Here is a 22,627-nt window from a genome sequence, read left to right on the forward strand (position 1 = left end):
GCCGAAGCCCACGCTGATCATGCAGGTGGAGGCGGGGCAGATCGGCCGCCAGGGCGCCAACTCCGCCGGGATCGCCCTCAATGCCAACGGCCTCGGCGGCCGCTTCAGCGACGCCGTCGGACTGCCGCAGACCGTGGTCCGCCGCAGCGTCCTCGACCAGGACAACATCAGCGACGCGTTGCGCGTGCTCTGCCGCACCCGCGCCCACATCGCCAGCAACGCCCTCCTGACCTGCCGCGAGGGCTTCGCCATCGACCTGGAGACCACCCCGGCCGGCCACGGCTGGATGTATCCGGCCGACGGGCTGCTGGTGCACGGCAACCACTACCAGGCGGGTGTTCCCACCGGCCTCGCCGACGGATACCGGCCGCCGGCCCCCGACTCCCTGGTGCGCGTACCGCGCGCCGAGGAGGGGCTGCGCCGGCTGCGCGAATCCACCGGATCCGACGAGTCCCGCAAGCTGATCAAGCATGCGATGTCCGACCATCTCGGCTTCCCCGAGTCGCTGTGCACCCACACCGACCCGCGCAGGCAGCCGGTGAGGCAGTGGAAGACGCTCGTCTCCTCCTGCGTGGATCTCACCGCCGGCGACTACCGCGTCACCGCCGGCACGCCCTGTGACCGCGAGTACCAGCACCTGCCCTGGAACCTCTACGACGGTCCTCACAGCCCCAACTGACCTGCCGCCTACCGCCGCTGCCCATCCCCAGCAGTCTCCGCTCTTCCCTTCCCGCTCAGGAGCCCTGCATGAAGCTCAAGCCATCGATCGCCGCCGCCGGACTCGCCGGAGCGATGGTCCTCACCGCCGCCTGCAGCGGTGCGGACACCGGTCCGTCCGCAGGCGGCGACAAGACGGCAGACGCCGCCAGCCTGCAGCTCACGCCCACCACCGCCAAGGCGAAGGGTCAGATCCCCACCGTCAACTGGCTGCTGGAGGACGAGCCGGACTCCCTCGACCTCGACACCCAGGGCGGCAGCGCCGGACGCACCGTGCTGACCAACGTGTGCGAGCGCCTCTACCAGCTTCAGCCCGACATGAGCGTGCGGCCCTTCCTGGCCCGGACGGCCACCTCACCGGACGCGAAGACCCTCGTCCTGACGCTCCGCGACGACGTCTCCTTCCACGACGGCTCGAAGATGACCGCCGACGACGTCCTGTTCAGCCTGAAGCGGCACGCCAATCCGGAGATGGAGCAGTCGGACGAGTTCGAGAACGTCGCCCGGATGACCCGGACCGGCGACCGTGAAATCACCATTGCCTTCAAGCAGCCGGACGCTCTGTTCACCAAGGCCCTCGCCGGTGACGCGGGGCTCGTCTACAACCGCGAGCAGGTCGAGAAGGCCGGCAAGGACTTCGGCACCCCCGGCCAGGGCGACGCCTGCTCAGGACCGTACAAGGTGAGCGACTGGAAGTCCGGCGACTCGATCGTCCTCAACCGCGACGACGCCTACTGGGGCGCCAAGCCCCTCACCCAGCAGGTCGTCTTCCGCTGGGCCGACGACAGTGCCATGGTGAATGCGCTGAAGACGGGCGCGGCCGACGGCACCTACGCCGACTCCATCAGCACGGCCGCGGCGCTCAAGGGCACCAAGGGCCTCGACCAGCACTACGGACCGAGCACGGCCGCCCTCGCGCTGATCCCCACCGAGCGCGGCGGACTGGCCGACCCCGGCATCCGCAGAGCACTCTCCCTCGCCCTCGACCGCGCGGGCATCGCCAAGTCCGGGTACGGCGGACTCGTCGAACCCTGGGCGACGCCCGTCGGGTCCGGCGCCTGGGGCTACGAGAAGAGCACCTTCGCCGCCGCCCAGAAGCAGCTCACCGGCGCTCCGGCGAAGCCGGACCCCGCCGACATCGAAGCCGCCAGGAAGCTGGTGAACAACGCCGAGGCAGCCCCCGACAAGCCGATCGTCATCGGCACCGACAGCAGCCAGGGCCGCATGGTGATCGCCAACGCCGTCCGCGCGGCGCTCCAGCAGATCGGCCTCAAGGGGCAGATCAAGACCGTCCCGCCCGCCGAGTACGGCGAGTTCTACGGAGACCCGGAAGCCCGGGCCGAGATCGATGTCCTCGTCGCGGACTGGTACATCTCCAAGAGCGACCCCATCGGCTTCTACGACAACGCGCTGTCGAACAACTCCAACAACTGGGTCGGCTTCCGCAGCTCCGGATACGACAGCAAGGTCAAGGAAGCCATGCGGACGCTGGACGACACCAAGCGCGCCGCCCTGGTGGTGGACGTCCAGCGCCGGTTCAGCGAGGCCGCGGTCTGGATCCCCATCGCCCAGATGCCCACTGCCCTCGTCATCAGCGACGAGCTGACCGGCCCGCCGGCCTCCATGGCCTACCTCTACCACCCCTGGGCCGCAGAGCTCGGCGCGAAGCGAGGCTGACCCATCATGACCGTCGCAATCGGCCGACGAATCGGGGGACTGCTCGCCACCCTGCTGGCCGCATCCTTCGTCATCTTCGCCGCCGTGTACGCCGCCCCCGGTGACCCCGCGGTGTTCCTGGCGGGGGGTCGCGACAAACTCACCCCCGAGCGGCTGGCCGCCGTCCGGGAGCAGTACCACCTCGACGAACCACTGGTCGTCCAGTACGGCCGCTGGCTCTGGGACAGCCTCCACCTCGACCTCGGCCGCTCCTTCCAGTACAACGACCAGGTCGCCGACCTGCTGGCCGCCCGCTTCCCCACGACACTCGCCCTGGTCGCCTACGCCACCCTCCTGTTCGTGGTCCTGGGCGTCGGCGCCGGCATCCTGGCCGCGGTCCGCCGGGGCCGCTGGGTCGACTCCGCCGTCGTCGGCGGCACCACCCTCGCCGCCTCCGTGCCCTCCTTCGTCGGCGGCATCGCTCTCGTCGCCCTGTTCGGCGTCCAACTGGGCTGGTTCCCTGTGACCGGCAGCGGCGAGGGCTTCGCCGGCACGATCCACCACCTCACACTCCCCGCAGTGGCCATGGCACTCGGCGCGCTCGCCGTCATCAGCCGGGTCACCCGCCAGGCCATGGTCGACGCGGGCGCCGCCGACCATGTGGCGGTGGCCCGCGCCTCCGGACTGACCGAGCACGAGATCGTCCGACGCCACATCCTGCGCAACGCGCTGGGCCCCATCGTCACCATGTGCGGTCTGGTCACCGCCGGCATGCTCGCCGGCACGGTCGCCATCGAGACCGTCTTCGGACTCAGCGGAATCGGATCCCTCCTCGTCGGAGCCATCAACAGCCACGACATGCCGGTCGCCCAGGCGGTCCTGCTGCTGATGGTCACCTGCTACATCGTCGTCACCACGATCGTGGACCTCGTGCACCCGCTGCTCGACCCGCGCGTCAAGTCCGTGAGGAGCTCAGCATGACCACCGCCGTCCCGGCCGGCCTGCTCCCGCCCGCCGGCAAACGAGCCCGACGTCACCCCCTCGGGGTGCTCCTCGCGGCAGGCTTCCTCGGGCTCGTGGTGCCCGCCGCCGTGTTCGCGCCGCTCCTCGCTCCGTACGCTCCCGACACCATCGACCTCTCGTCGTCCCTCGTCGGCACCAGCGGCGAGCACCTCCTGGGCACCGACGCCTCCGGACAGGACCTGCTCTCCCGGGTCCTGTTCGGTGCCAGGAGCAGCCTGATCGCGCCGATCCTGCTGCTCGCGATCGCCGCCCTGCTGGGGGTCACGCTCGGCACTGTCGCCGCCTGGCGCGGCGGCTGGGCGGACACGTTCGTCTCCCGGGTCACCGACGTCATGTACGCCTTCCCCGGCCTGCTGTTCGTCGTCCTGATCATCGCCGTGTTCGGCGCCGGGACGACCACGTCCGTGGTCGGACTCGGTCTCGCCTTCGCACCGACGATCGCCAAGTACACCCGAAGCGTGGCGCTCGCGGAGCGGTCGAAGCCGTACATCGACGCCTACCGCGTGCAGGGCATGGGTGGTGCCCGGATCTGCATACGCCATCTCGTGCCCAACCTCGCCCGCTCGATCGCCGGCTATCTCGTCGTCCTGTTCGGCGAGGCGATGATGAGCCTCGCGACGCTCAGCTATCTGGGCTTCGGCGCCCAGCCGCCCAGCTCCGACTGGGGGCTGATGGTGCAGGAGGGGCAGGCCGCGATCGTCCAGGGCGCACTGCTGCCCGCGCTGGTGCCGGGCACCGCCATCGCCGCCGTCGTGGTGGCCTTCAACGTCGTCGGGGTCTGGGCCGCCGACCGGCTCGGCGCCAGGAGGTAGCCGCACCATGCTGCTCGACATCGAGAACCTGACCCTGCAACTGCCGGGCGCCGCCCGCCCGTTGCTCGCGGACGTCAGCCTTCAGGTCCCGACCGGCGAGGTCGTCGGCCTCGTCGGAGAATCGGGCTCCGGCAAGTCCACCACCGCCAAGGCCGCCCTGCGCATCCTGCCCGAAGGGGCGCAGGCCCAGGGGCGCGTCCTGGTCGACGGCACGGATGTGCTGACCATGACGGATGCGGAACTGCGCGAACACCGGGCCCGCACGGTCGCCATGGTCCACCAGGACCCGCGCTCCGCACTCAACCCGGTACGCCGCACAGGCGACTTCCTCACCGAAAGACTCGCCCGCACCGGCGCCGGCGACAAGCGGGAGGCGCGGCGCAAGGCGGTCGAACTCCTCGGCGCCGTCGGCCTGTCCGACCCCGAGCGGCGCCTGAGGCAACGCCCCCACGAGATGTCCGGCGGCATGCTGCAACGCGTCGTCATCGCCGGTGCGCTCGCCGCCGAACCACGTCTGCTGCTCGCCGACGAGGCCACGAGCGCCCTGGACGTCACGACACAGGCCGAGATCCTCGCCCTCGTGCGTAAACTGCACGAACAGCGCGAGACGGGCATGCTGTTCATCACCCACGACCTGCACCTCGCAGCCGCCTACTGCGACCGGGTGTACGTCATGTACGCGGGCCGTGTCGTAGAGCAGCAGGTGGCGGAGAACCTCTTCACACACGCGCAGCACCCCTACACCCGGGGGTTGCTCGACTGCTCCCCGGCCCTCGGGGACACCACCCGCTCCATCCACCCGATCCCGGGCCGGCCCCCTTCCCTGGCGGACAGCTTCAGCGGCTGCCCCTTCTCGGCACGCTGTCCGTACGCGGAGGCGGCATGCGAAACGTGGACCCCGGAACCCGTCCCCCTCCCGGGCGGCGGCACAGCCGCCTGCCGGCGCATCACCGAGCTGCCGGACCTGCCCGAAGCTCAGGCGGACCGGGCAGGGCGCCCCTCGGCCGGCGACGACGAGGCCGCCGGCCGGGACGACGACTTCGCCGAGGCATCCGCATCTCCCGCCCACCCGCCCTCTCTCCTGGCCAAGAGGAGCACCCCGTGACCGCATCCGACCCGTCGAACGGCGCACCGATGCTGGTGGCCGAAGGGCTGACGAAGACCTACCGGCTGCCCGGCGGCGGCAGCCTCGCGGCCGCCGACCAGGTGTCGTTCACCGTGCCGCGCGGTGGTTCGCTCGGCATCGTGGGCGAGTCCGGGTCCGGAAAGAGCACCGTCGCCAGGATGCTCGTCGGCCTGGAGAGGCCCGACGCCGGAACGGTGACGGTGAGCGGCCGTGACCGCGCCACGCGACCGTCGGCCCTCGGCCGGCACCGCCGGGCTGCCCGGCTGGCGCGCGCACGCGAGATCCAGATGGTCTTCCAGGACCCCTATGTCTCGCTCGATCCGCGACTCACCGCCCGCCAGTGCCTGCGCACCGCCCTGCGACTGCACGGCCACGACACCAAGGGCACGCGGATCCACTCGCTCCTGGACCGGGTGGGCCTCGGAACCCGCGAGGCCGACGCACGCCCGCACCAGCTGTCCGGTGGACAGCGACAGCGGCTGGCCATCGCGCGGGCACTCGCCGTCGACCCGCGGATCCTCGTTCTCGACGAAGCGGTCGCGGCACTCGACGTGTCGATCCAGGCCCAGATCCTCCAGCTCCTCACCGAGATCCGCGACGACACCGGCGTGGCCCTCGTCTTCGTCAGCCACGACCTCGCCGTCGTGCAGCACATCACGGACGAGACCGTCGTGATGCGAAAGGGCGCGGTGGTCGAACAGGGCCCTACGGCCCGAGTGCTCGGCGCCCCCTCGGACCCGTACACACGGCTGCTGCTCGCCTCCGTGCCGCACAAGGGCTGGGACCCCGCCGACGCGATCAGGGCCAGGGCCGCGGTGGACGCGGCCGTGGCCGTTGCCTGAGGGGAGCCCACGGCCCCCGGCCGGCACGGCGGCCGTAGCGTTCCGCCGCGAGGTCCGATCCGGCGCACGGCCGGCGGACGCCGCCGGTTTTCACCCCACCGCCCACGGCGGTGTCGCCGGATCACCCGTCATGGGTGACCCGGCGGCGGCCGGTGCGCCGGACACTGAAGTCAGGGGCCCGCACACCGCCCCGACGGCGGTCCGAGAACGACCCGCTCGATCGCGCGAGGAGGAGCCATGACCACGTCGCGTGGTCCGGCACCGCGTACCGGACCGGAATCCACGGCCGCCGGGGCGGCCCCTGCTCCGGCGGGCGATGCCACGGCCCTGCTGACGCGCCTCGGCCGTTCGTGGACCTGGATCATGGGCTCGGCGGTCGCGACGCTGGTGCCGGGCGTCCTGATGCTGGTCTGGCCGGACGCGACCCTGCACGTCCTGGCGGTCCTCGTCGGCCTGTACCTGCTGGTGACCGGCGGGTTCCGGTTCGTGGCCGTCTTCGGCCGCCAGGAGCACGGCGAACGGCTCCCCGGCTTGCTCCTGGCCGTGCTGTACATCCTGGCCGGGGTGCTGTGCCTGCGGAATCCGCTGCAGACCATCGCCGCGCTCTCGTTGATCGTCGGCGCCGTCTGGCTCGTGTCCGGCGTCCTCACGCTCTACACGGCCGTCGTCGCCAAGGACCTGCCGCACCGCGGAGTGGTCCTGGGCGTCGCGGTTCTCGGCATCGTCGCGGGGATCGTGGTGCTCGCCCTGCCCACCGAGTCGGCCCGGGCCCTGACCCGGCTGCTCGGCCTGTGGCTCGTCCTGCTCGGCCTGGCCGAAGCGGCGGTCGCCCTCGCATGGCGTGCCGCACTGCGAAAGGCGGGCACCGCGGACCCGCACAGCCCTGCCGCGGCGACCTGAGACCCGGCCCGCGGCATCCGCGGTGCCGACCGCACGCCCTGGCCTGCAGGCACCCTCCGGAGCGCCGGCTGTGCTGGGCCGCCCGCACGTTCACCCGCGTCGGGTGAGGCCGCCCCGCCCCAGCCGTGCACACGCTGATGCCGGGCACCGAACGGCTGCCGGCCGCGCGGCCCGGAACGGAGGACCGACATGAGCGCGCAACCATACCTGGCGTACGACTTTCCGCTGTTGGGCGCCTTCTGGACCATGCTGGTGTTCTTCCTGTGGATCATGTGGTTCATCCTGCTCTTCCGGATCATCGGGGACATCTTCCGCGACGACGACCTGAGCGGCTGGGCCAAGGCCGGCTGGCTGGTGCTCTGCATCGTCCTGCCCTTCCTGGGTGTGTTCGTCTACGTGATAGCGCGGGGCAAGAACATGGGCCGCCGGGAAATCGCGCAGGCGCGTGCGCAGCAGGAGGAGTTCAACGCCTACATCAGGGAGACCGCGGCCGGCGGCGGGCCCAGCAGCATCGACGAGCTCGCCAGGCTGTCCGAGATCCGTGCCCGCGGCGACATCACGGACGAGGAGTTCCGCAGAGCGAAGGAACTGGTCCTGAGCGGCCACGGTCCGGCGGAGCGCTCGGGCTCCACCACCATGCCCGACTCCGGTCACTGAGCATCCGGACCACACGAAACGAGGCGCAAGATGACCACGACACACACCCGGCCGGAACACACGGCCAAGCAGGGATGGGCGACCGGCCTGACCGCCTTCGCGGCCGTGATGCTCTTCCTCGTCGGCCTGCTCGACATCTTCCGGGGCATCATGGCCATCGCTGAGGACGACATCTTCGTCACGACGCGCAATTACGTGTTCGCGTTCGACCTGACCGGCTGGGGCTGGATCCACCTCGCTCTGGGCGTGGTGGCCTTGATCGTGAGCCTCGGGCTGCTCCAGACCGCGACGTGGGCGCGCGTCGCCGGCGTCGTCATCGCGGCACTCGTCATCATCGCCAACTTCCTTTCCCTGCCGTACTACCCGGCGTGGTCGATCGTGATGATCGCGATCTCGGGCTTCATCATCTGGGCCCTGTGCGTGGTGCGGCGCGACGACTTCTTCGACCTGTCCGAGGAGCGGCCATCGCGCACCACGTGAGGCAGCCACGGCGCGGGCGGAGACGCCGGCTGCGGGCGGCGGGGCAGTTGGAGGGTCACCTGCACCGTTCCCTGGCGAGTGATGACGACCGGTGGCGCCGGCCACGCGAGGGACGCCGCATCAAGCAGCGTTCGCGAACGCCGTCAGCAACGGCGGGTCTGGTAGGGCACGGGGGTGGGTACCGGTGCGGTCGGTGTCGGGCAGCGGGTCAAGGCGACGAGGAGCGTCAGCGCGATCCCGCCCGCGACGACGAACATGGTCGTGCTGATCCCGTCGGCGGTGGCGATGCGAAGTTGTTCGCCGGAGAGGTCGTCGAGGCCGGCCGTCGCGACCAGAACGAGGACGGCGAGTCCGACAGCAGCGCCCACGCCCGAGCCGGTGGACGCGATACCTGAGGCGATCCCCTGCTCGCGGTCGGGGATTCCGGTGGCGGCGGCGATGAACATGGCGGTGAAGACGATGCCGTCACCGATGCTGAGCGCCACGAGGCCGGGGATCAGTTCGGCGTACGCGCCGTGCGGCGAGATCGCGAGGCCGAGCCCCACCGCACCGAGCGCACCGACGACGAGGGCGGCGACCAGCGTGCCCCGGAGGCCGAACCGCGTCACCAGATGGCCTGCCGTCGTCGAGCCTGCGACCACCACTGCCGTGGGGATGAGGAAGCCGGCGCCGGTCTGCAAGGCGTCGTAGCCCAGGATCTCCTGGAAGTAGATGGACAGGAAGTAGAGCACTGAGCCGAAGGTCGCCATGAACATGAACGCAATGGCGACGCCGGTGATGAGGTTGCGGTTGGCGAGCAGCCGGGGCGGCATGAGCGGGTCGTCGCTGCGCCGTTCGACGACGGCGAAGACTCCGATCAGCAGCACGCCCGCACCCGCGCTGACGAGGATGCCGGGCGAGAGCCAGCCCCATCCGGGGCCCTGCACCAGAGCGAACACGATCAACGTGACGCCCAGGGTGACGCTGAGCGCACCGGGCAGATCGAACGTGCGGCCCCTGTCCCGCGCGCCGTCCGGGGGAATCAGCACGAAGGCGAGCAGCAGCGCGGGGCCCGCCAGGACGACGTTGACCAGGAACACCGCTTCCCAGCCGAACGCCCGCGTCAGAATGCCTCCGAGCAGCACACCGATCACGAGTCCCGCAGCGCCGGCACCGCCCCAGATCCCCAACGCGCGATTGCGCATCCGGCCTTCCGCGAAGGTGGTGTTGATGAGTGCCAAGGTGGTGGGGAAGACGAGGGCCCCGCCGAGACCCTGGACGGCCCGGGCGGCGAGCAGCGTCTCGGGTCCGGTCGCGAGTCCGCCCGCGAGCGCCGCGCCCGCATAGAGGCCGAGGCCGGTGGCCAGGATGCGGCGGCGTCCGAGCAGGTCGCCCGCGCGGCCGCCGAACAGCAGGAAGCCGGCCGAGACCACGGCGTAGGCGATGATGACCGACTGGAGCGTCTGCGCCGAATACCCGAGGTCGCGTGCGATGTCGGGCAGCGCCACGACCACGATGTACTGGTCGAGCGAGACGATCAGCATGGCGAAGGACAGCAGCACCAGTGTCGCGGTGTCGCGGTTCCACCCCAGGCCGTCTGGCGCGGATGACGTCTCGATGGGGCGCAACGGCAGCACTCCTGGTGATCGGTCAGGTCTGCGCGTACGGCCTGCGGGGCGTTCAGCCAGGGAGGTCCTCGCCGGAAGCAGACACTCGCCAAGACCCTATACAGCCGGCTGTCGCCGTCCCGTCATCAACACGGTTCCTGGCGAGACCCGGGGTGGCCGTCAGGCCGATGCCGTGGCGGTCGAGGGCGTCCGGGTCGGCTTGATGCGGCGGGGGCGGGTGGGGAGGCCGAGGGTGGGATTGGCGGTGAACCACGCTGCGCCTTTGCAGACCAGTTCCTTGTAGAGGGCGGCGGGCCGGCCGGTGAGGGCCGCCCGCAGGGCGCGGTCGTCGGCGGTGACGTACTGGATCAGGCCTTCCCTGCGGCCGAGCGAAATGCACTGGTTGAAGTAGCGGAGCGGCACCTTGGGGAGCTTTCCGCCGGTCAGGCGTGCCGTGATGGCGTCGGCGGCCTGCAGGGCGGTGGGGCCGCCCGTGGCGCAGGACATGCGCAGCGGCTTGTTGCCGGGGCCCATGGCCATGGCCGCGTCGCCGATGGCGTAGACGTCGGGGTGGGAGAGGGAGCGCATGGTCTCGTCGACCACGATCCGGCCTGTGTCGGTGACGTGCAGAGGGGTGGCTTGCGCGATGGGGTGGACGGCGAAGCCGGTGGTCCACACGGTGACCGCGGCCGGGATGGGCGTGCCGTCGGCGGTGGTGACGTGGTCGGCTTCGACGCCGGTGACGGGGGTGTGTTCGTGCACGGTGATGCCGAGCTTGTCGAAGACTTTCCGCAGGTGTCGGCGGCCCTTGGGCGCGAGCCAGTCGCCGAGGCCGGCGCGGGCGGCGAGGGTGACGTCGAGGTCGGGGCGGGCTTCGGCGATCTCGGTGGCGGCTTCCAGGCCGGTGAGGCCGCCGCCGACGACGAGCACGGGTCGGCCGGTGTCCAGGCGGGCGAGTCGTTCACGCAGGCGGAGTGCTCCGGGCCGGCTCGCGATTTCGTAGGCGTGCTCGGTGGTGCCGGGGACGCCTTGGTCGTTCCAGCCACTGCCGAGGGCGTAGACGAGGGTGTCGTACTCGAGTTCCTGGGCGCTGTCGCCCGCGTCGACGACGGCGACGGTCCGGCGGTCGATGTCGACGCCGGTGACCTGTGCGAGCTTCAGGTCGACGCCGGTGCCTTGGAACATGTCGCTGAAGGGGCGGGGCTTGAGGTCCTGGCCGGTTGCGAGCTGGTGCATGCGGACGCGTTCGACGAAGTCGGGCTCGGCGTTGACGAGCGTGATGGTGGCGTCGTCGCGGTGCAGCCGCTTGGCGAGACGGCCGGCCGCGATGGCTCCGGTGTATCCGGCGCCGAGGACGATGATGCGGTGCTGCATTTTTTGCTCCTGTCTGCGCGGGTCCGCCCTGTGTCGTGCGCGGTTTCACCGCTTGAACCGGGCAGCCTGCTGTTTCCTGACAGGAACGTGTTGTGATGCGGCTCACATCGCGATCGGAGGTGTGCGCGTCATGGTCAGAAGGCGTGGAACAGGGGTTCTCCGTGGTCGGCGGCTGCCCACATCTCGGTCGCGCGCTGGAGCTTGTCGGGGTTGACCTGGTTGCGGAACGCGGTGATGCCGCCGGCGGTGATGTCCAGGCACATGATGCCGACGACCCGGCCGTCGAGGACCGCCACGACGGCGGGGCCGTTGTTGGCGGTGGCGGCGTGGATTTCAGGTGAGCCGCCGACCAGGGCGCGCTTGGACCGTGCGGGTTTGAACAGGCCGCGCATGAACCTGGCGACCGCCGTCGCGCCTTCGAATGCCTTGGCGCGGGCCGGGATCTTGCCGCCGCCGTCGCCGATCGCGACGGCGTCGGCGGTGAGCAGCTGCACGAGCGGCTCGGTCTTGCCGCTGGTGGCGGCGGCCAGGAACTCCTCGACGATGCGGCGGGCGGCGGCCTGGTCGATCTCGGTGCGGGTCTTGCCGTCGGCGATGTGTTTCTTGGCGCGGTGGAAGATCTGCTGGGCGGCGGCCTCGGTGATGTCGAGGATTTCGGCGATGTCCCGGTGGGGGTAGTCGAAGGCTTCGCGCAGGACGTATACGGCTCGTTCTTTGGGGGACAGCCGTTCCATGAGGGTCAGGACGGCGTAGGAGACCGATTCGCGCTGCTCGAAGGTGTCGGCCGGGCCGAGCATCGGGTCGTTGTCGAGGAGCGGCTCGGGCAGCCACTGGCCCACGTAGGCCTCGCGTCGCGCGCGGGCCGATGTGAGCTGGTTGAGGCACAGGTTGGTCAGCACCTTCGTCAGCCAGGCTTCGGGGACCTCGATGTGCTCGATGTCGGCGGCCTGCCAGCGCAGGAAGGTCTCCTGGGCGGCGTCCTCGGCCTCGCTCACGGAGCCGAGGAGGCGGTAGGCGACGGCTTCCAGGCGGGGCCTTGCGGCTTCGAACCGGTCCACGTCCTTCGTCGTCAGCGGCATGGTCCGGATCCTAGCCGGGCGGCGCAGGAGAGCCTGGGGGGTGGTCCGCGGGCTTTCGGGCTGCGCAGGCGGCCGGACACGATGACGCGGCCCCGTCGTCCCGCGGCCTTCTCTTCCGTGGAGAAGGACACGTGTTCAGGAGAGCGGTGGTGCCGATTCCTGTGCGTCGGAGCTCACTTGGGGGCGGCGCAGGAGCCGTCCGATGCCGGGTCCGGCTCAGTTCTGGCCGCGTGTGGTGAGCGCGGACGGCCGGTGGGCGGATGCCGCCGGAGCCGGCTTCTTTTGGCGCGTCATGCCGACACCTACGAGAACGATCACCATCCCTGCGGCGACCCGGAGGCTGAAGGGTTCGTGGAGCACGACGGCGCCCAGCCCGACCGAGACCACGGGCAGCAGATAGCCGACGGTCGCGGCATTGGTCGCGCCTTCGTCGGCGATGATCCGGTAGGTGAGGTGAAAGGTGATCCCGGTGGCGAAGATCCCCAGGATCACCACCGCGATCAGGCTCGCCCGGTTGAGGTGCACCGGTGCCAGGCCACCGGCCGGCAGGCTCAGGGCGGTGAGTGCGGACGCGGCGACGAGCTGGGCCGCGGAGAGGGAGATGGTCGCGTAGCCCCTTCCGACGAGGGTGCGTCCCATGTAGGTGAAGCCGATCGCGTAGCTCGCCGCGGCGGCGACGATGGCGAGGGCGCCCCAGCTGAGGATCCCGGCTCCTTGCCATGGCGCGAAGATCAGCACCACGCCGCCGAACCCCAGCAGGAGGCCGCCGAAGCGCACCGGGCGGACTCCGCGCTCCGTGCCGATGGCGATACCGACGAGGAGGGACCACAGCGGGGTGGTCGCGTTCAGGACCCCAGCCACCCCTGAGTCGACGGTCTGCTGACCGATGCTGAACATCGCGAACGGCAGCGCGTTGCACCAGAAGGCCGCCACGAAGACACGGCCCCAGGCAGCGCGTTCCCGAGGGAGACGCTGCCCGGATTTCAGGCACAGCACCAGCAGTGTGCCGGTGCCCAGCAGGCAGCGGGCGAGGGTGACTTGTACCGGGGAAAGGGCCTGCAGGGCCAGTTCGATCCACAGAAAGGTCGACCCCCACAGCAGGGCGAGCCCCCCCATCCGGGCCAACGCCCACGTCCTTCCTGCGGCACCGTTCACGCTCGGCTCTCCTTCCAGATCTTCCCTTGAGGGGCTCCCTCGAGGTCTCCCTTGAGGGGACGATGCCGCGAGGAACACATAAGGACAATCAAAAGCTTCTGCACGACCGTTAAGCTGAGCTACATGCTTGATCTGAGACGGATGCAGGTACTGAGGGCGGTGGTCACCAGCGGATCGGTGACCGCGGCCGCGGCGCACCTGGGATACACGCCTTCCGCGGTGAGCCAGCAGGTGGCGGCGCTGGAGAAGGAAGCCGGGATCGCCCTGCTCGAGCGGGTGGGGCGCGGTGTACGGCCGACGGCGGCGGGCCGGCTTCTGACCGAGCGCACCGCGGTCATCAGCCAGAACATCGCCGAGGCGGAGACGGCGCTGGCCGATCTACGGGCCGGACGCACCGGCAGGCTGACCATCAGTTACTTCACCTCGGTCGGCCCCACGCTCGTCGCCCCCGCCCTGGCCCGGCTCCGCCGCGAGCATCCGGACGTGCAGACCGACCTCAGACTGATCGATCCCGAAGAGCCGCTGGCGGGGGTCGAACAAGGCGATGCGGACCTGGCGATCGTGGTCCGGCCCCGTAACGCCGGCCGGCAGGGCATCCATCTGGTTCATCTGCTCGACGACGCGTACGTCGCCGCGCTCCCCGCCGGCCACCCGCTCGCCGCGCAACGCGTACTCGACCTCGCCGATCTCGCCGGCGAGCCGTGGATCGGCAGCGAACCGCCGGGTCCCTGTCTCGACGTCATGCTGGAGGCGTGTGCCGCAGCCGGCTTCAGCCCCAACTTCGTGGCGCGGAGCGAGGATTACGCCACCGCGCTCGGCTTCGTCGCCGCCGGCCTCGGCGTCGGGCTCGTCCCCCGCCTGGGAGCAGCCGGCCGCCGCACCGGCGTCGCCCTGCGCAGGGTCCGTCGCCCGGAGCCGGTCAGAACCATCCACGCGGCGGTACGCGAAGGCACACTGACCCAGCCGGCCCTGCGCACTCTGCTCCACGCGCTGGAGCAAGCCACGAGATGACGCACCTGTCCGGGCCGCTCGCGGCGCTCTCCGCCGCGGTCGCCCCCGGGCCACCTGTGTGGTCCGGGGCCGGCGGGGTTCACGCGGCACGCCGAGGGGGCGGCGTTGTGTTCAGCGGTGGTCGCCGAGGGCGCGAAGACACCGGGGGCCTGCGCCGGTATCAGGGGGGTGCGGCCGGCGCGGTGGGGGTGGGGTTTCGGCGCGCAGGAGCGGGGAAGGCGCATCAGTCGGTTTGCCGCCGCGTCCGAGGGAGGCGGCGGCGTTCCGGCTGTCCGGTGTCGCCGCCCTTACGGACGGTGCCACTGCGTCCGTTCATTCGTCGTGAGGATTTTCACGTGGTTCTCACACGGGTTGAAGTGCTCGTGCAAACGAGCAATGCGCTGGTTAGACTCACCGCCCATGTATCTCACCCCCCACGGTAGGACGCAGCACGGGCAGAGTAACCGCCCTATATTCATTGAACGTTCAGGCAAACGCAGGAGGATACTTCGCTTCACCGCGATCGCACTCGGCGGTGCGTGCGGGGCCTACCTGATGTTTGCCGCAATCGCCGTCGCCGGGCTCTGGCAGCCGGCCGGGCAGCAGCCTCCCGCCACCGGCGGGTCCCTTCCCGCCGCGCCGGCGCACCACCAGGCCGGGCAGGACGTCGGCGACGGCGACGGCGGCGAAGAGGGGCGTCCGGGCGCCGGGGCGGCGTCTTCGCCTCCGGATGACAGCGCCTCGACCCGCCCCGCAGAGGTCAACGGCGGATGAGCTCCCGGCACGCACTGCGCCGTCCCCCACGCGGGCACTGGGTGCTGTTGATGCTCGTCCTCGCCGTCGTCGCGGTGAGTCTTCTCTTTGAGGGATGGACCACACACGAGGTCGATTCCGCTCGGAGCAAGCGTCCCTGCTCCGAGCCCATTCCGCGCAGCGCGGACACCGGGGAGCCCGTTCTGAGGTTCACCGGTGCCGGTGTCGAGACGGCCGCCATGCCTGCCCGCACGGCGGCTCTCACCTTCAACGGCGGACCGGATCCACTCTGGACGCCCCGTCTGCTCGACCTGCTGCGGGCACACCGCGCGCACGCCACGTTCTTCATCCACGGCAAGCAGGCCACGCGCCATCCCGAGCTGGTCCGGCGTATGCGGGACGAGGGGCACGAGATCGGCTCCTACACCTACACCGGTGGTGACCTGGGGGCGGCATCCCAGGCCCGTGCCCGTATGGAACTGGGCTTCACGCAGATGGCGTTGGCGGGTGTGACCGGTGAACACACCCGGCTGTTGCGGCTGCCGCACACCACAACGACGGACACCCTGTGCGGCGCCGAGTGGCCGGCCGCACAGCGTGCTGCCCGCCAGGGCTACCTCGTCGTCGCCGCGGACCGCAAGAGCCGGCAGCCCGCAGAGGGCGTCGTGCGGCAGTACAGCCACACCGATCTCGGCTTCCGTGAGGCTCGGTCGTTGTTGCGCGATCCCGGAGTGGAGCGGTTCACGACCCTCTCGGCCGGCCTGGGGCAGAGCGGGTTCACCAGCCGGGCGCCGCTCGTGGAGCGGGTGAAGGGCGCAGGCCTGCTGCATGCTCAGGAGCTGGGGCGCGTCTTGTCCCGGGCGATGTCCTGGGCGCTGATCGTGGCGGGCGCGCTCGGTCTGTTGCGGCTGGCGGTGCTCGGCTGGTTCGCGCGGGTCCATGTCCGCAGGCGCGGCAGGCTTCGGCCCGGCAGCCCGCGGCTGCGTGAGGTGACGGGTCCGGTGACAGTGCTGGTGCCCGCGCACAACGAGGAGGCGGGCATCGCCCCCACCGTGCGGTCGCTGCTCGCCTCCGCCTACCGGGACCTGCATGTCATCGTCATCGACGACGGTTCGACGGACGGCACGGCGGCTGTCGTCGACCGCCTCGCCGACCCGCGGGTGACCCTGGTGCGCCAGCCCAACACCGGCAAGCCGGGGGCTCTGAACACCGGTCTGCTGCACGCTCGGGACGACATCGTGGTGATGGTGGACGCGGACACCGTGCTGGAGCCGGACGCCATCCATCACCTCGTCCAGCCGCTGGCCCACCCCGCGATCGGTGCGGTCAGCGGCAACACGAAGGTCGGCAACCGCGGGCATCTGCTGGGCAAGTGGCAGCACCTGGAGTACGTGCTCGGCTTCAATCTGGACCGGCGCATGTTCGAGGTGCTGGAGTGCATGCCCACCGTGCCGGGCGCCATCGGCGCCTTCCGCCGGGACGCCCTGATGGGCATCGGCGGCGTCAGCGACGAGACCCTCGCCGAGGACACCGACCTGACGATGGCACTGTGGCGGGCCGGCTGGCGGGTCGTGTATGAGGAGTCCGCCGTGGCGTGGACGGAAGTCCCCAGCACGCTGGGGCAGTTGTGGCGGCAGAGATACCGCTGGTGCTACGGGACGCTCCAGTCGATGTGGAAGCACCGGCGGTCCGTGGGCGAGGTCGGCACCGCGGGCCGGTTCGGGCGGCGCGGGCTGAGCTACCTGGCGTTGTTCCAGGTCGTGCTGCCGCTGTTCGCACCGGTGGTGGATGTCTTCGCGCTGTACGGCGTGTTCTTCCGCGACCCGTCCGAAGCCGTTGCCGTGTGGCTCGGCTTCCTCCTCGTGCAGTTGGTGACCGCCGGCTACGCGCTGCGGCTGGACGGCGAGCGGCTGCGTGCGCTGTGGTCGCTGCCGCTCCAGCTGTTCGTCTACCGGCAGTTGCTGTACCTGGTCGTTCTTCACTCGGTGATGACGGCGCTGCTCGGTACCCGGCTCAAGTGGCACCGTATGCACCGCACCGGCACCGCCGACCCCTACCGGCTCGACGAGCCGGCCGGGGACGAACCCGGCCTGGCCCTGCACGCCGTGAAGGGAGAGCTGCGGTGACCGAACCGCTCGAGCGTGCCGGCGGTCCGCCGCTGCCGGCCGGGCCGCGGCCGCTGGGCGAGGCGGCTTCCGCGCCGGGCGCCGTGCGACGTGCGGCGGCGTACGGATGGCGCGGTACCACTCCCCGGCGGCGTGGCCGCGGCCGTGCCCGGCCGCGCCGGGGACGCCGGGTGATACGGGCCGTGCTCGCGATGGTGATCGCACTGGTGGCGATCGCGGGCGGTACGTTCGCCTGGGCGCAGACGGAGCTGAAGCAGGAGGTGGGCCTCGGGGCGTACGGCCGCGGTCCGGCGGCGGGGAAAGGCACCAACTACCTGATCGTCGGTTCCGACAGCCGCGAGGGTCTCTCGGACGACGATGTGCGCGATCTGCGTGCGGGCGGCGGGGGCGGCCGCCGGACGGACTCGATCATCGTGCTGCACACCGGGGCCGACGGCACGGTGATGGTCAGCCTGCCGCGCGACTCCTGGGTGACGATCCCCGGCTTCCACGACCCTGCGACCGGCAAGCGCATCGCACCGGCCAAGGACAAGTTGAACGCCGCCTTCGCCTACGGCGGGCCGGAGCTGCTGGCACACACGGTGGAGCACAACACCGGCCTGCGCATCGACCACTACGCGGAGATCGGTTTCGCCGGCTTCGTGAAGGTCGTCGACGCCCTCGGCGGCGTCCGCTTCTGTCTGGACCGGGACATCAAGGACGAGAAGTCCGGGGCGGACCTGCGTCGGGGCTGTCAGACGCTGCGCGGCCGTCAGGCGCTGGCCTTCGTCCGCCAGCGCCACCAGGAGACCGAGGGCGACCTGGGGCGCTCCCGCAACCAGCAGCGGTTCCTTGCCGCCCTGGCGGACAAGGTTTCCACGTCGGGCACTCTCCTGGACCCTTCGCAGCTGTATCCGGCGCTGGACGCGGGTCTCGACACACTGGTCGTGGACCGGGACATGGACCTGCGCCGGCTGGCGCAGATGTTCCGCTCGCTGCAGGGCTCCGGCGACAGCGTCAAGCGGGTCACCGTGCCGGTGGACGGGGTGGGGATCCCCACCTCCAAGGGCAACGTCATCCGCTGGGACGCCGACCGCGCCGCGCTGCTGTTCCGGCAGGTCCGCGAGGATCTGCCGGTCACGGTCGCCGAGGCCGGCGCCCGCGGGGACTGACGTCCGCGGCGGAGAGAGCTGTGACTGGTGGGGGGGGGGGGGGCGGGGGCGGGCCCCCCCCACGTCGTGTACACCGGTGCGGGTGCCATGTTCATGTGCCGAGGCCCAGCATCGAGGCGATGCGGTTGTACTGGATCTCGTTGGTGCCCGAGTAGATCGTGCCGCCGACCGCGTTGCGGACGTCCTGCTCGAGGCCGTACTCGGACATGTAGCCGTGGCCGCCGAAGATCTGTACGGCGGTCAGGGAACTCGCCACGTTGGCCTGGCTGGTGAGGAGTTTGGCGATGGCCAGGTCCGTGGTGACGTTCTCGCCGTCGGCGAGGCGTTCCGCGGTGTCGTACAGCCATTTGCGTGCTGTTTCCAGCCCGATCTTGGCGTCGACGATCTTGTTGGCGACGGACTGGTAGGAGCCGATCGGTTTGCCGAAGGACCGGCGGGTCTTGGCGTAGGCGAGGCAGCGGTCCAGCCGGTGCTGCATCTCGCCGGCGTTGACGACGAAGGAGAGGAGGATCTCCCGTTTCATGACGTGGTCGAGGACGATGAATCCGCCGCCGACCCGGCCCAGGACCCGCTCCTTGGGGATGCGGCAGCCGTCGAAGTACAGCTCGCTGAGCGGCGAGGTCCGCAGGCCCATCTTCTTGATCGGTTTGCCGACGGTCAGGCCGGGGGTGTCGCGGTCCACGAGGAACGCGGTGACCCCGAGCGGTCCGCCGTCGGGCCGGGTGCGCGCGTAGACGACGATCACGTCGGCGACGGGGCCGTTGCTGACGAACGTCTTGCTGCCGGTGAGGACGAAGTGGTCGCCGTCGCGTTCGGCGCGTGTGGTCATCGCCATGGCGTCGGAGCCGCCTTCGGACTCGGTGATGGCGTGCGCGCCGATCGCTTCGCCGGAGCAGATCTGCGGCAGGTACCTCTCTTTCTGTTCGGGGGTCCCGAACCGGGTGAGGGGGATGCCGGTGCTGGCCAGGGTGGTGGTGACGGAGAAGTTCAGGCCGGCGTCGCGGCAGTGCTCCCCGAGTCCTTCCAGGACGTACATGGTGGTGAGGAGGGACTGGCCGAGGCCGCCGTGGTCCTCCTCGAAGGGCAGGGCGAGGATGCCGGTCTTCTGGATCAGCTTCCATTTGTCCCAGGAGAACGTGGCCTGCTCGTCCCGTTCTATGTGGTCGGCGCTGAGCGCCTCACCCCACCGTGCCAGGCCGTCGCGGAGCTCGGCCTGTTCGGTGTTCCATCGGATCACTTCGGACCGCCTTCACGGTGTGCGCGTTCAGTACGCGGAGGAGACGTGCTCGTCGAGACTGTGGGTCTCGTCGCCCTGCAGGGCCGGGCTGAAGACGCACACGAGCCGCAGGTCCTCGTGGGGGCTGGCCACCAGGTAGTGGGCGTCGTGCTGGTCGAGCGCGTACATGCGGCCCGGGGTGATGGGGTGGGAGGTGCCGTCGAGTTCGATGACTTCTCCGGAGCCGGCGATGCAGTAGCAGGCTTCGAGGTGGTTGCGGTACTCGAGGCGGGACTTGGTGCCGGCGAGGACGACCGTGTCGGTGAGCGAGTAGCCGACGCCGTCGGAGGCGAGGAGGAAACGGCGGCTGACTCCGTTGCCCCAGTCGACGGTCTTCACGTCCTGGATGTCGCGGATGATCATGGTCAACTCCGATCTGGTCGTGTGCGGCGCGGTGCCGCACGGGCTGGTCGGACAGCGGGCGTGGCCGGCTGCCATGCCGTGCGTGTCCTTCTCCCCGCAGCCGGCGGCTGTCGGGGACGACGTGGGTGCCGCACCAAGGCGGCGGGCCGGTGCGGCCGGGTCAGCCGGGGGCGGCCGCCGCCTTGGCGGTGGTGCGCGGCGCGGTGCGCAGCCGGTCGGCCAGGGCCCGGGCGGCGCCGGAGGCGACGGCCTCGCGGGCGGCGGCGAGCGCGCTCGGCCAGGTGTCGCGGTGGCCGCAGGCGAGGGCCAGGGCGGCTGCGTTGAGGCACACGGTGGCGGTGGCGGCCGGGTGGGCGGTGCCGTCGAGGACGGCGAGGAAGTGGTTGGTTGCCTGCTCGGGGGCGACGGGGCGCAGGGCGTCGAATCCGCCGTCGGCGTCGATGAGTTCGCCGGGCCGCAGGGTGAGGCGGGTGCCGTCGTTCACGTCGACGGTGTTGTCCGCGAAGCCGAGGAGTTCGTCGGCGCCGGCGTCGTTGGAGGTCAGCCAGATCCGCCGGCCGCTGGTGTCGGCGCGGGCCAGCTCGCGCAGGTCGGGCAGCGGCATGGCGGCGCTGACGCCGGTGACCTGGGCAGTGACGGGCAGGTCGGCGAAAAAGGGGCCCAGGGCGTTGAGGAAGCGGCCGAAGGGTTTCATGCCCAGGGGGGCCACCGTGCGGGCCAGCCGGGTCAGTTCGGCCGGGTAGACGAACGGGCCGGCGAAGGCGATGCCGTCGCGTTCGAGCATCTCCTCGGTGTGGGTGTAGGAGGTGGTGAGGCGGATGCCGAGGCGCTGGAGCAGGTCGATCGAGCCGAGGCTGGAGGTGTAGGCGCGTGAGCCGGTCTTGACGACCCGTACGCCACTGGCGGCGGCGACGAGGGCGGCGGCGGTGGAGATGTTGAAGGTGGCGGGTCCTCCGCCGGTGCCGACGATGTTGACGGTGCCGGGCCAGGTGGTGGGCGGGGCGGTGGTTCTTCGCTCCCGCAGGGATTCGAGCAGGGCGTGCAGGGTCGGGTGGCCGGGGAGGCTGGTGGTCAGGGAGGCCAGCAGGGCGACGGCCTGCTCCTTTGCGAGCGTGCCGTCGCCGAGCCGGTCCCACAGTGATCGCCAGGTCTCGCGCTCGGTCACCGGGGCGCCCGCGAGCAGGCCGGTGAGCGCGGAGTGCATGGCTAGCTCGTCACCCCCTGGCGGGCTTCGGCGATGAAGGCGTCGATGGCGTTGACGCTGCGGAAGTTGTCGGGGTCCAGGTCGGCGTCGCCGACGGCGAGCTGGAAGTGGTCCTCGACCCAGGCGATGAGCTTGAGCACGCCGAGGGAGTCGATGACGCCGTCGGAGAGCAGGTCGTGGTCGTCGGCAAGCTCGTGGACACCAAGGTCGGGCAGGAACTCCTCGATGACGAACTTCTTGATGGTGTCGTTGTGGCTCATGACGTCCTTCCTTGGGCTGGGATCAGTTCGTTGCGTCGGTCGAGCGCGGCGCGTTCGACGTGTCGGGTGGCGCGGGCGGGCAGGGCGGCGCGGGTGATGCGCCGCGTGCCGCGGGCCCCGGCCGGGCGCTCGGCGCGGCCGGTCAGGTGGAGCAGGCCGTCGGCGTCGCGGCGTACCAGGTCACCGGTGCGGAACCAGGTGCGGCCGTCGTCGGCGTGCAGGGGGTGGGGGGTGAACGTGCCCCGGTGGCGGCTGCGGTCGAGGTAGCCGGGCGACTGGAAGGGGGTGCAGACGTACAGTTCGCCGCGGCCGGGGCCGTCGACGGGGGTGCCGTTCGCGCCGACGACGAGGGCCGCGACGCCGGGCAGCGGCCGGCCGATGGGGACGGGCGGGAAGGCGGTGGTACGGGTGTCGACCTCGTGGGCGAAGCTGTCGCCCGTCTCGGTGCAGCCGTAGATGTTGTGCAGGCGTGCGTTCGGGAACAGGTGCGGCAGCTCGGCGAAGGTGCGGTCGGGCAGGGTGGCGCCGGTGAACATCGCGTGGCGGACGGATGGCAGGGTGGTGCCGGTGCGGCGGGCGGCGTCGGCGAGCAGCCCGTGGAGCGCCGGCCGGCCGTGGACGACGTGGACGCCGTGGCGGGTGACCAGGTCGAGCAGGTGCCGGCCGTCCGTGGCCAGGTCGGGGTCGGCGAGGACGGCGCAGCCGCCTGCGGCGAGGGTGGTCCAGATGTCGAGGAGGCACGGGCCGCTGTCGAGCGGCGCGTGGCTCAGGACGGTGGTGCCGGGTCCGATGCCGAAGGCTCCTGCGGCCCAGGCGGTGAAGCGGTCGACGGCCGCGTGCCGCAGCGGCACGATCGTGGGCGCGAGGGTTGCGCCGGAGGTGGTGAGCATGAACGCGGCCGGTTCGCCGTCCGGGCGGGGCAGGGCGGTGGCCGTGGCCGCCGGCAGGATGCGCCGGGGCCGCTGCCCCGGTGCCCGGGCCGCCCGCCCGGAGCCTTGCGGGCTCGCCGGCGACAAGTTCCCGGACGTGGTCGAGCTCGGCAACACCGAGACCATGACGTACATCCTCAATGGAGCCCTCGGCGAGATCGACCCGTC

At 71.1% G+C, this 22,627-nt stretch carries 23 protein-coding genes; 14 read left to right on the forward strand and 9 right to left on the reverse strand.

The genetic code is table 11. The features are described 5' to 3' along the window. The 9 genes from ABZ070_RS22055 to ABZ070_RS22095 all read left to right on the forward strand — a co-directional run. Window positions 1-679: C45 family autoproteolytic acyltransferase/hydolase (locus ABZ070_RS22055; RefSeq protein WP_356636395.1), on the forward strand; the 679-nt coding region annotated here is incomplete at its 5' end. A gap of 68 nt (window positions 680-747) precedes the next feature. Then, window positions 748-2,394, forward strand: a complete 1,647-nt coding sequence (locus ABZ070_RS22060; RefSeq protein ID WP_356636397.1) for an ABC transporter substrate-binding protein — start codon at window positions 748-750, stop codon at window positions 2,392-2,394. 6 nt (window positions 2,395-2,400) lie between these two features. Then, on the forward strand, window positions 2,401-3,354 hold the full coding sequence (locus tag ABZ070_RS22065; protein WP_356636399.1) for an ABC transporter permease: 954 nt from the start codon (window positions 2,401-2,403) through the stop codon (window positions 3,352-3,354). Further along, entirely contained in the window at window positions 3,351-4,208 is an 858-nt protein-coding gene (locus ABZ070_RS22070; RefSeq protein ID WP_356636401.1) for an ABC transporter permease, read from the forward strand. Before ABZ070_RS22065 ends, ABZ070_RS22070 begins: the two co-directional genes overlap by 4 nt. A gap of 7 nt (window positions 4,209-4,215) precedes the next feature. Continuing rightward, a complete protein-coding gene (locus ABZ070_RS22075; RefSeq protein ID WP_356636403.1) occupies window positions 4,216-5,313 on the forward strand; it encodes an ABC transporter ATP-binding protein in 1,098 nt (365 codons plus the stop codon). Between the two features lie 29 nt (window positions 5,314-5,342). Next, window positions 5,343-6,176, forward strand: a complete 834-nt coding sequence (locus ABZ070_RS22080) for an ATP-binding cassette domain-containing protein (protein WP_356636432.1) — start codon at window positions 5,343-5,345, stop codon at window positions 6,174-6,176. Between the two features lie 237 nt (window positions 6,177-6,413). Further along, window positions 6,414-7,076 carry an HdeD family acid-resistance protein gene (locus ABZ070_RS22085; RefSeq protein ID WP_356636405.1) on the forward strand — a complete coding sequence of 221 codons (663 nt, stop codon included), beginning with the start codon at window positions 6,414-6,416 and terminating at the stop codon, window positions 7,074-7,076. 189 nt (window positions 7,077-7,265) lie between these two features. Beyond that, complete coding sequence (locus ABZ070_RS22090) at window positions 7,266-7,733, forward strand: SHOCT domain-containing protein (protein ID WP_356636407.1); 468 nt, start codon at window positions 7,266-7,268, stop codon at window positions 7,731-7,733. A 30-nt stretch (window positions 7,734-7,763) separates the two neighbouring features. Continuing rightward, window positions 7,764-8,213: a hypothetical protein gene (locus ABZ070_RS22095; protein WP_356636409.1), complete on the forward strand. Its 450-nt coding sequence runs from the start codon at window positions 7,764-7,766 to the stop codon at window positions 8,211-8,213. A gap of 143 nt (window positions 8,214-8,356) precedes the next feature. On the opposite strand, the gene ABZ070_RS22100 is transcribed toward ABZ070_RS22095, so the two are convergent. The 4 genes from ABZ070_RS22100 to ABZ070_RS22115 form a co-directional block, all read right to left on the reverse strand. Then, window positions 8,357-9,820 (reverse strand): MFS transporter, encoded by a 1,464-nt coding sequence (locus tag ABZ070_RS22100; RefSeq protein ID WP_356636411.1) that lies wholly within the window; start codon window positions 9,818-9,820, stop codon window positions 8,357-8,359. 159 nt (window positions 9,821-9,979) lie between these two features. Beyond that, complete coding sequence (locus ABZ070_RS22105; protein WP_356636413.1) at window positions 9,980-11,173, reverse strand: FAD-dependent oxidoreductase; 1,194 nt, start codon at window positions 11,171-11,173, stop codon at window positions 9,980-9,982. Between the two features lie 134 nt (window positions 11,174-11,307). Then, window positions 11,308-12,252 carry an RNA polymerase sigma-70 factor gene (locus ABZ070_RS22110; protein WP_356636414.1) on the reverse strand — a complete coding sequence of 315 codons (945 nt, stop codon included), beginning with the start codon at window positions 12,250-12,252 and terminating at the stop codon, window positions 11,308-11,310. Window positions 12,253-12,468: 216 nt separating this feature from the next. Beyond that, window positions 12,469-13,368: a DMT family transporter gene (locus tag ABZ070_RS22115; RefSeq protein ID WP_356636434.1), complete on the reverse strand. Its 900-nt coding sequence runs from the start codon at window positions 13,366-13,368 to the stop codon at window positions 12,469-12,471. Window positions 13,369-13,530: 162 nt separating this feature from the next. On the opposite strand from ABZ070_RS22115, the gene ABZ070_RS22120 reads away from it, so the two are divergent. The 4 genes from ABZ070_RS22120 (at window position 13,531) to ABZ070_RS22135 (ending at window position 18,427) form a co-directional block, all read left to right on the forward strand. Next, window positions 13,531-14,418 carry a LysR family transcriptional regulator gene (locus ABZ070_RS22120; RefSeq protein ID WP_356636416.1) on the forward strand — a complete coding sequence of 296 codons (888 nt, stop codon included), beginning with the start codon at window positions 13,531-13,533 and terminating at the stop codon, window positions 14,416-14,418. Window positions 14,419-14,952: 534 nt separating this feature from the next. After that, window positions 14,953-15,171 (forward strand): hypothetical protein, encoded by a 219-nt coding sequence (locus ABZ070_RS22125; RefSeq protein WP_356636418.1) that lies wholly within the window; start codon window positions 14,953-14,955, stop codon window positions 15,169-15,171. Further along, window positions 15,168-17,276, forward strand: coding sequence for a bifunctional polysaccharide deacetylase/glycosyltransferase family 2 protein (locus tag ABZ070_RS22130; protein ID WP_356636420.1), 2,109 nt, complete (start codon window positions 15,168-15,170; stop codon window positions 17,274-17,276). The genes ABZ070_RS22125 and ABZ070_RS22130 overlap by 4 nt, the downstream gene beginning before the upstream one ends. Further along, window positions 17,273-18,427, forward strand: a complete 1,155-nt coding sequence (locus tag ABZ070_RS22135; RefSeq protein ID WP_356636422.1) for an LCP family protein — start codon at window positions 17,273-17,275, stop codon at window positions 18,425-18,427. The genes ABZ070_RS22130 and ABZ070_RS22135 overlap by 4 nt, the downstream gene beginning before the upstream one ends. Before the next feature lie 91 nt (window positions 18,428-18,518). Here ABZ070_RS22135 and ABZ070_RS22140 read toward each other — a convergent pair whose 3' ends face one another. From ABZ070_RS22140 to ABZ070_RS22160, 5 genes are all read right to left on the reverse strand, one after another. Next, entirely contained in the window at window positions 18,519-19,664 is a 1,146-nt protein-coding gene (locus ABZ070_RS22140) for an acyl-CoA dehydrogenase family protein (protein ID WP_356636424.1), read from the reverse strand. Between the two features lie 27 nt (window positions 19,665-19,691). After that, window positions 19,692-20,066 (reverse strand): ectoine synthase, encoded by a 375-nt coding sequence (locus tag ABZ070_RS22145; RefSeq protein WP_356636436.1) that lies wholly within the window; start codon window positions 20,064-20,066, stop codon window positions 19,692-19,694. Between the two features lie 160 nt (window positions 20,067-20,226). Continuing rightward, window positions 20,227-21,270 (reverse strand): hypothetical protein, encoded by a 1,044-nt coding sequence (locus tag ABZ070_RS22150; protein WP_356636426.1) that lies wholly within the window; start codon window positions 21,268-21,270, stop codon window positions 20,227-20,229. A 2-nt stretch (window positions 21,271-21,272) separates the two neighbouring features. Continuing rightward, on the reverse strand, window positions 21,273-21,530 hold the full coding sequence (locus ABZ070_RS22155) for a phosphopantetheine-binding protein (RefSeq protein WP_356636428.1): 258 nt from the start codon (window positions 21,528-21,530) through the stop codon (window positions 21,273-21,275). Then, on the reverse strand, window positions 21,527-22,420 hold the full coding sequence (locus ABZ070_RS22160; protein ID WP_356636430.1) for an AMP-binding protein: 894 nt from the start codon (window positions 22,418-22,420) through the stop codon (window positions 21,527-21,529). The genes ABZ070_RS22155 and ABZ070_RS22160 overlap by 4 nt, the downstream gene beginning before the upstream one ends. Between ABZ070_RS22160 and ABZ070_RS22165 the strand changes: the two genes are divergently transcribed. Then, a partial coding sequence (locus ABZ070_RS22165; protein ID WP_356636438.1) for a hypothetical protein occupies window positions 22,419-22,627 on the forward strand: 209 nt, incomplete at its 3' end. The two genes, ABZ070_RS22160 and ABZ070_RS22165, sit on opposite strands and share 2 nt — an antisense overlap.

This window comes from Streptomyces sp. NPDC006283 (genome assembly GCF_040613325.1).
Classification (GTDB): domain Bacteria; phylum Actinomycetota; class Actinomycetes; order Streptomycetales; family Streptomycetaceae; genus Streptomyces.

Coding starts and splice junctions, on each gene's coding strand:
- ABZ070_RS22060 (WP_356636397.1), top strand. CDS start 748: ATGAAGCTCAAGCCATCGATCGCCGCCGCCGGACTCGCCGGAGCGATG.
- ABZ070_RS22065 (WP_356636399.1), top strand. CDS start 2,401: ATGACCGTCGCAATCGGCCGACGAATCGGGGGACTGCTCGCCACCCTG.
- ABZ070_RS22070 (WP_356636401.1), top strand. CDS start 3,351: ATGACCACCGCCGTCCCGGCCGGCCTGCTCCCGCCCGCCGGCAAACGA.
- ABZ070_RS22075 (WP_356636403.1), top strand. CDS start 4,216: ATGCTGCTCGACATCGAGAACCTGACCCTGCAACTGCCGGGCGCCGCC.
- ABZ070_RS22080 (WP_356636432.1), top strand. CDS start 5,343: ATGCTGGTGGCCGAAGGGCTGACGAAGACCTACCGGCTGCCCGGCGGC.
- ABZ070_RS22085 (WP_356636405.1), top strand. CDS start 6,414: ATGACCACGTCGCGTGGTCCGGCACCGCGTACCGGACCGGAATCCACG.
- ABZ070_RS22090 (WP_356636407.1), top strand. CDS start 7,266: ATGAGCGCGCAACCATACCTGGCGTACGACTTTCCGCTGTTGGGCGCC.
- ABZ070_RS22095 (WP_356636409.1), top strand. CDS start 7,764: ATGACCACGACACACACCCGGCCGGAACACACGGCCAAGCAGGGATGG.
- ABZ070_RS22105 (WP_356636413.1), bottom strand. CDS start 11,173: ATGCAGCACCGCATCATCGTCCTCGGCGCCGGATACACCGGAGCCATC.
- ABZ070_RS22110 (WP_356636414.1), bottom strand. CDS start 12,252: ATGCCGCTGACGACGAAGGACGTGGACCGGTTCGAAGCCGCAAGGCCC.
- ABZ070_RS22115 (WP_356636434.1), bottom strand. CDS start 13,368: ATGGGGGGGCTCGCCCTGCTGTGGGGGTCGACCTTTCTGTGGATCGAA.
- ABZ070_RS22120 (WP_356636416.1), top strand. CDS start 13,531: ATGCTTGATCTGAGACGGATGCAGGTACTGAGGGCGGTGGTCACCAGC.
- ABZ070_RS22125 (WP_356636418.1), top strand. CDS start 14,953: ATGTTTGCCGCAATCGCCGTCGCCGGGCTCTGGCAGCCGGCCGGGCAG.
- ABZ070_RS22130 (WP_356636420.1), top strand. CDS start 15,168: ATGAGCTCCCGGCACGCACTGCGCCGTCCCCCACGCGGGCACTGGGTG.
- ABZ070_RS22145 (WP_356636436.1), bottom strand. CDS start 20,066: ATGATCATCCGCGACATCCAGGACGTGAAGACCGTCGACTGGGGCAAC.
- ABZ070_RS22150 (WP_356636426.1), bottom strand. CDS start 21,270: ATGCACTCCGCGCTCACCGGCCTGCTCGCGGGCGCCCCGGTGACCGAG.
- ABZ070_RS22155 (WP_356636428.1), bottom strand. CDS start 21,530: ATGAGCCACAACGACACCATCAAGAAGTTCGTCATCGAGGAGTTCCTG.
- ABZ070_RS22160 (WP_356636430.1), bottom strand. CDS start 22,420: ATGCTCACCACCTCCGGCGCAACCCTCGCGCCCACGATCGTGCCGCTG.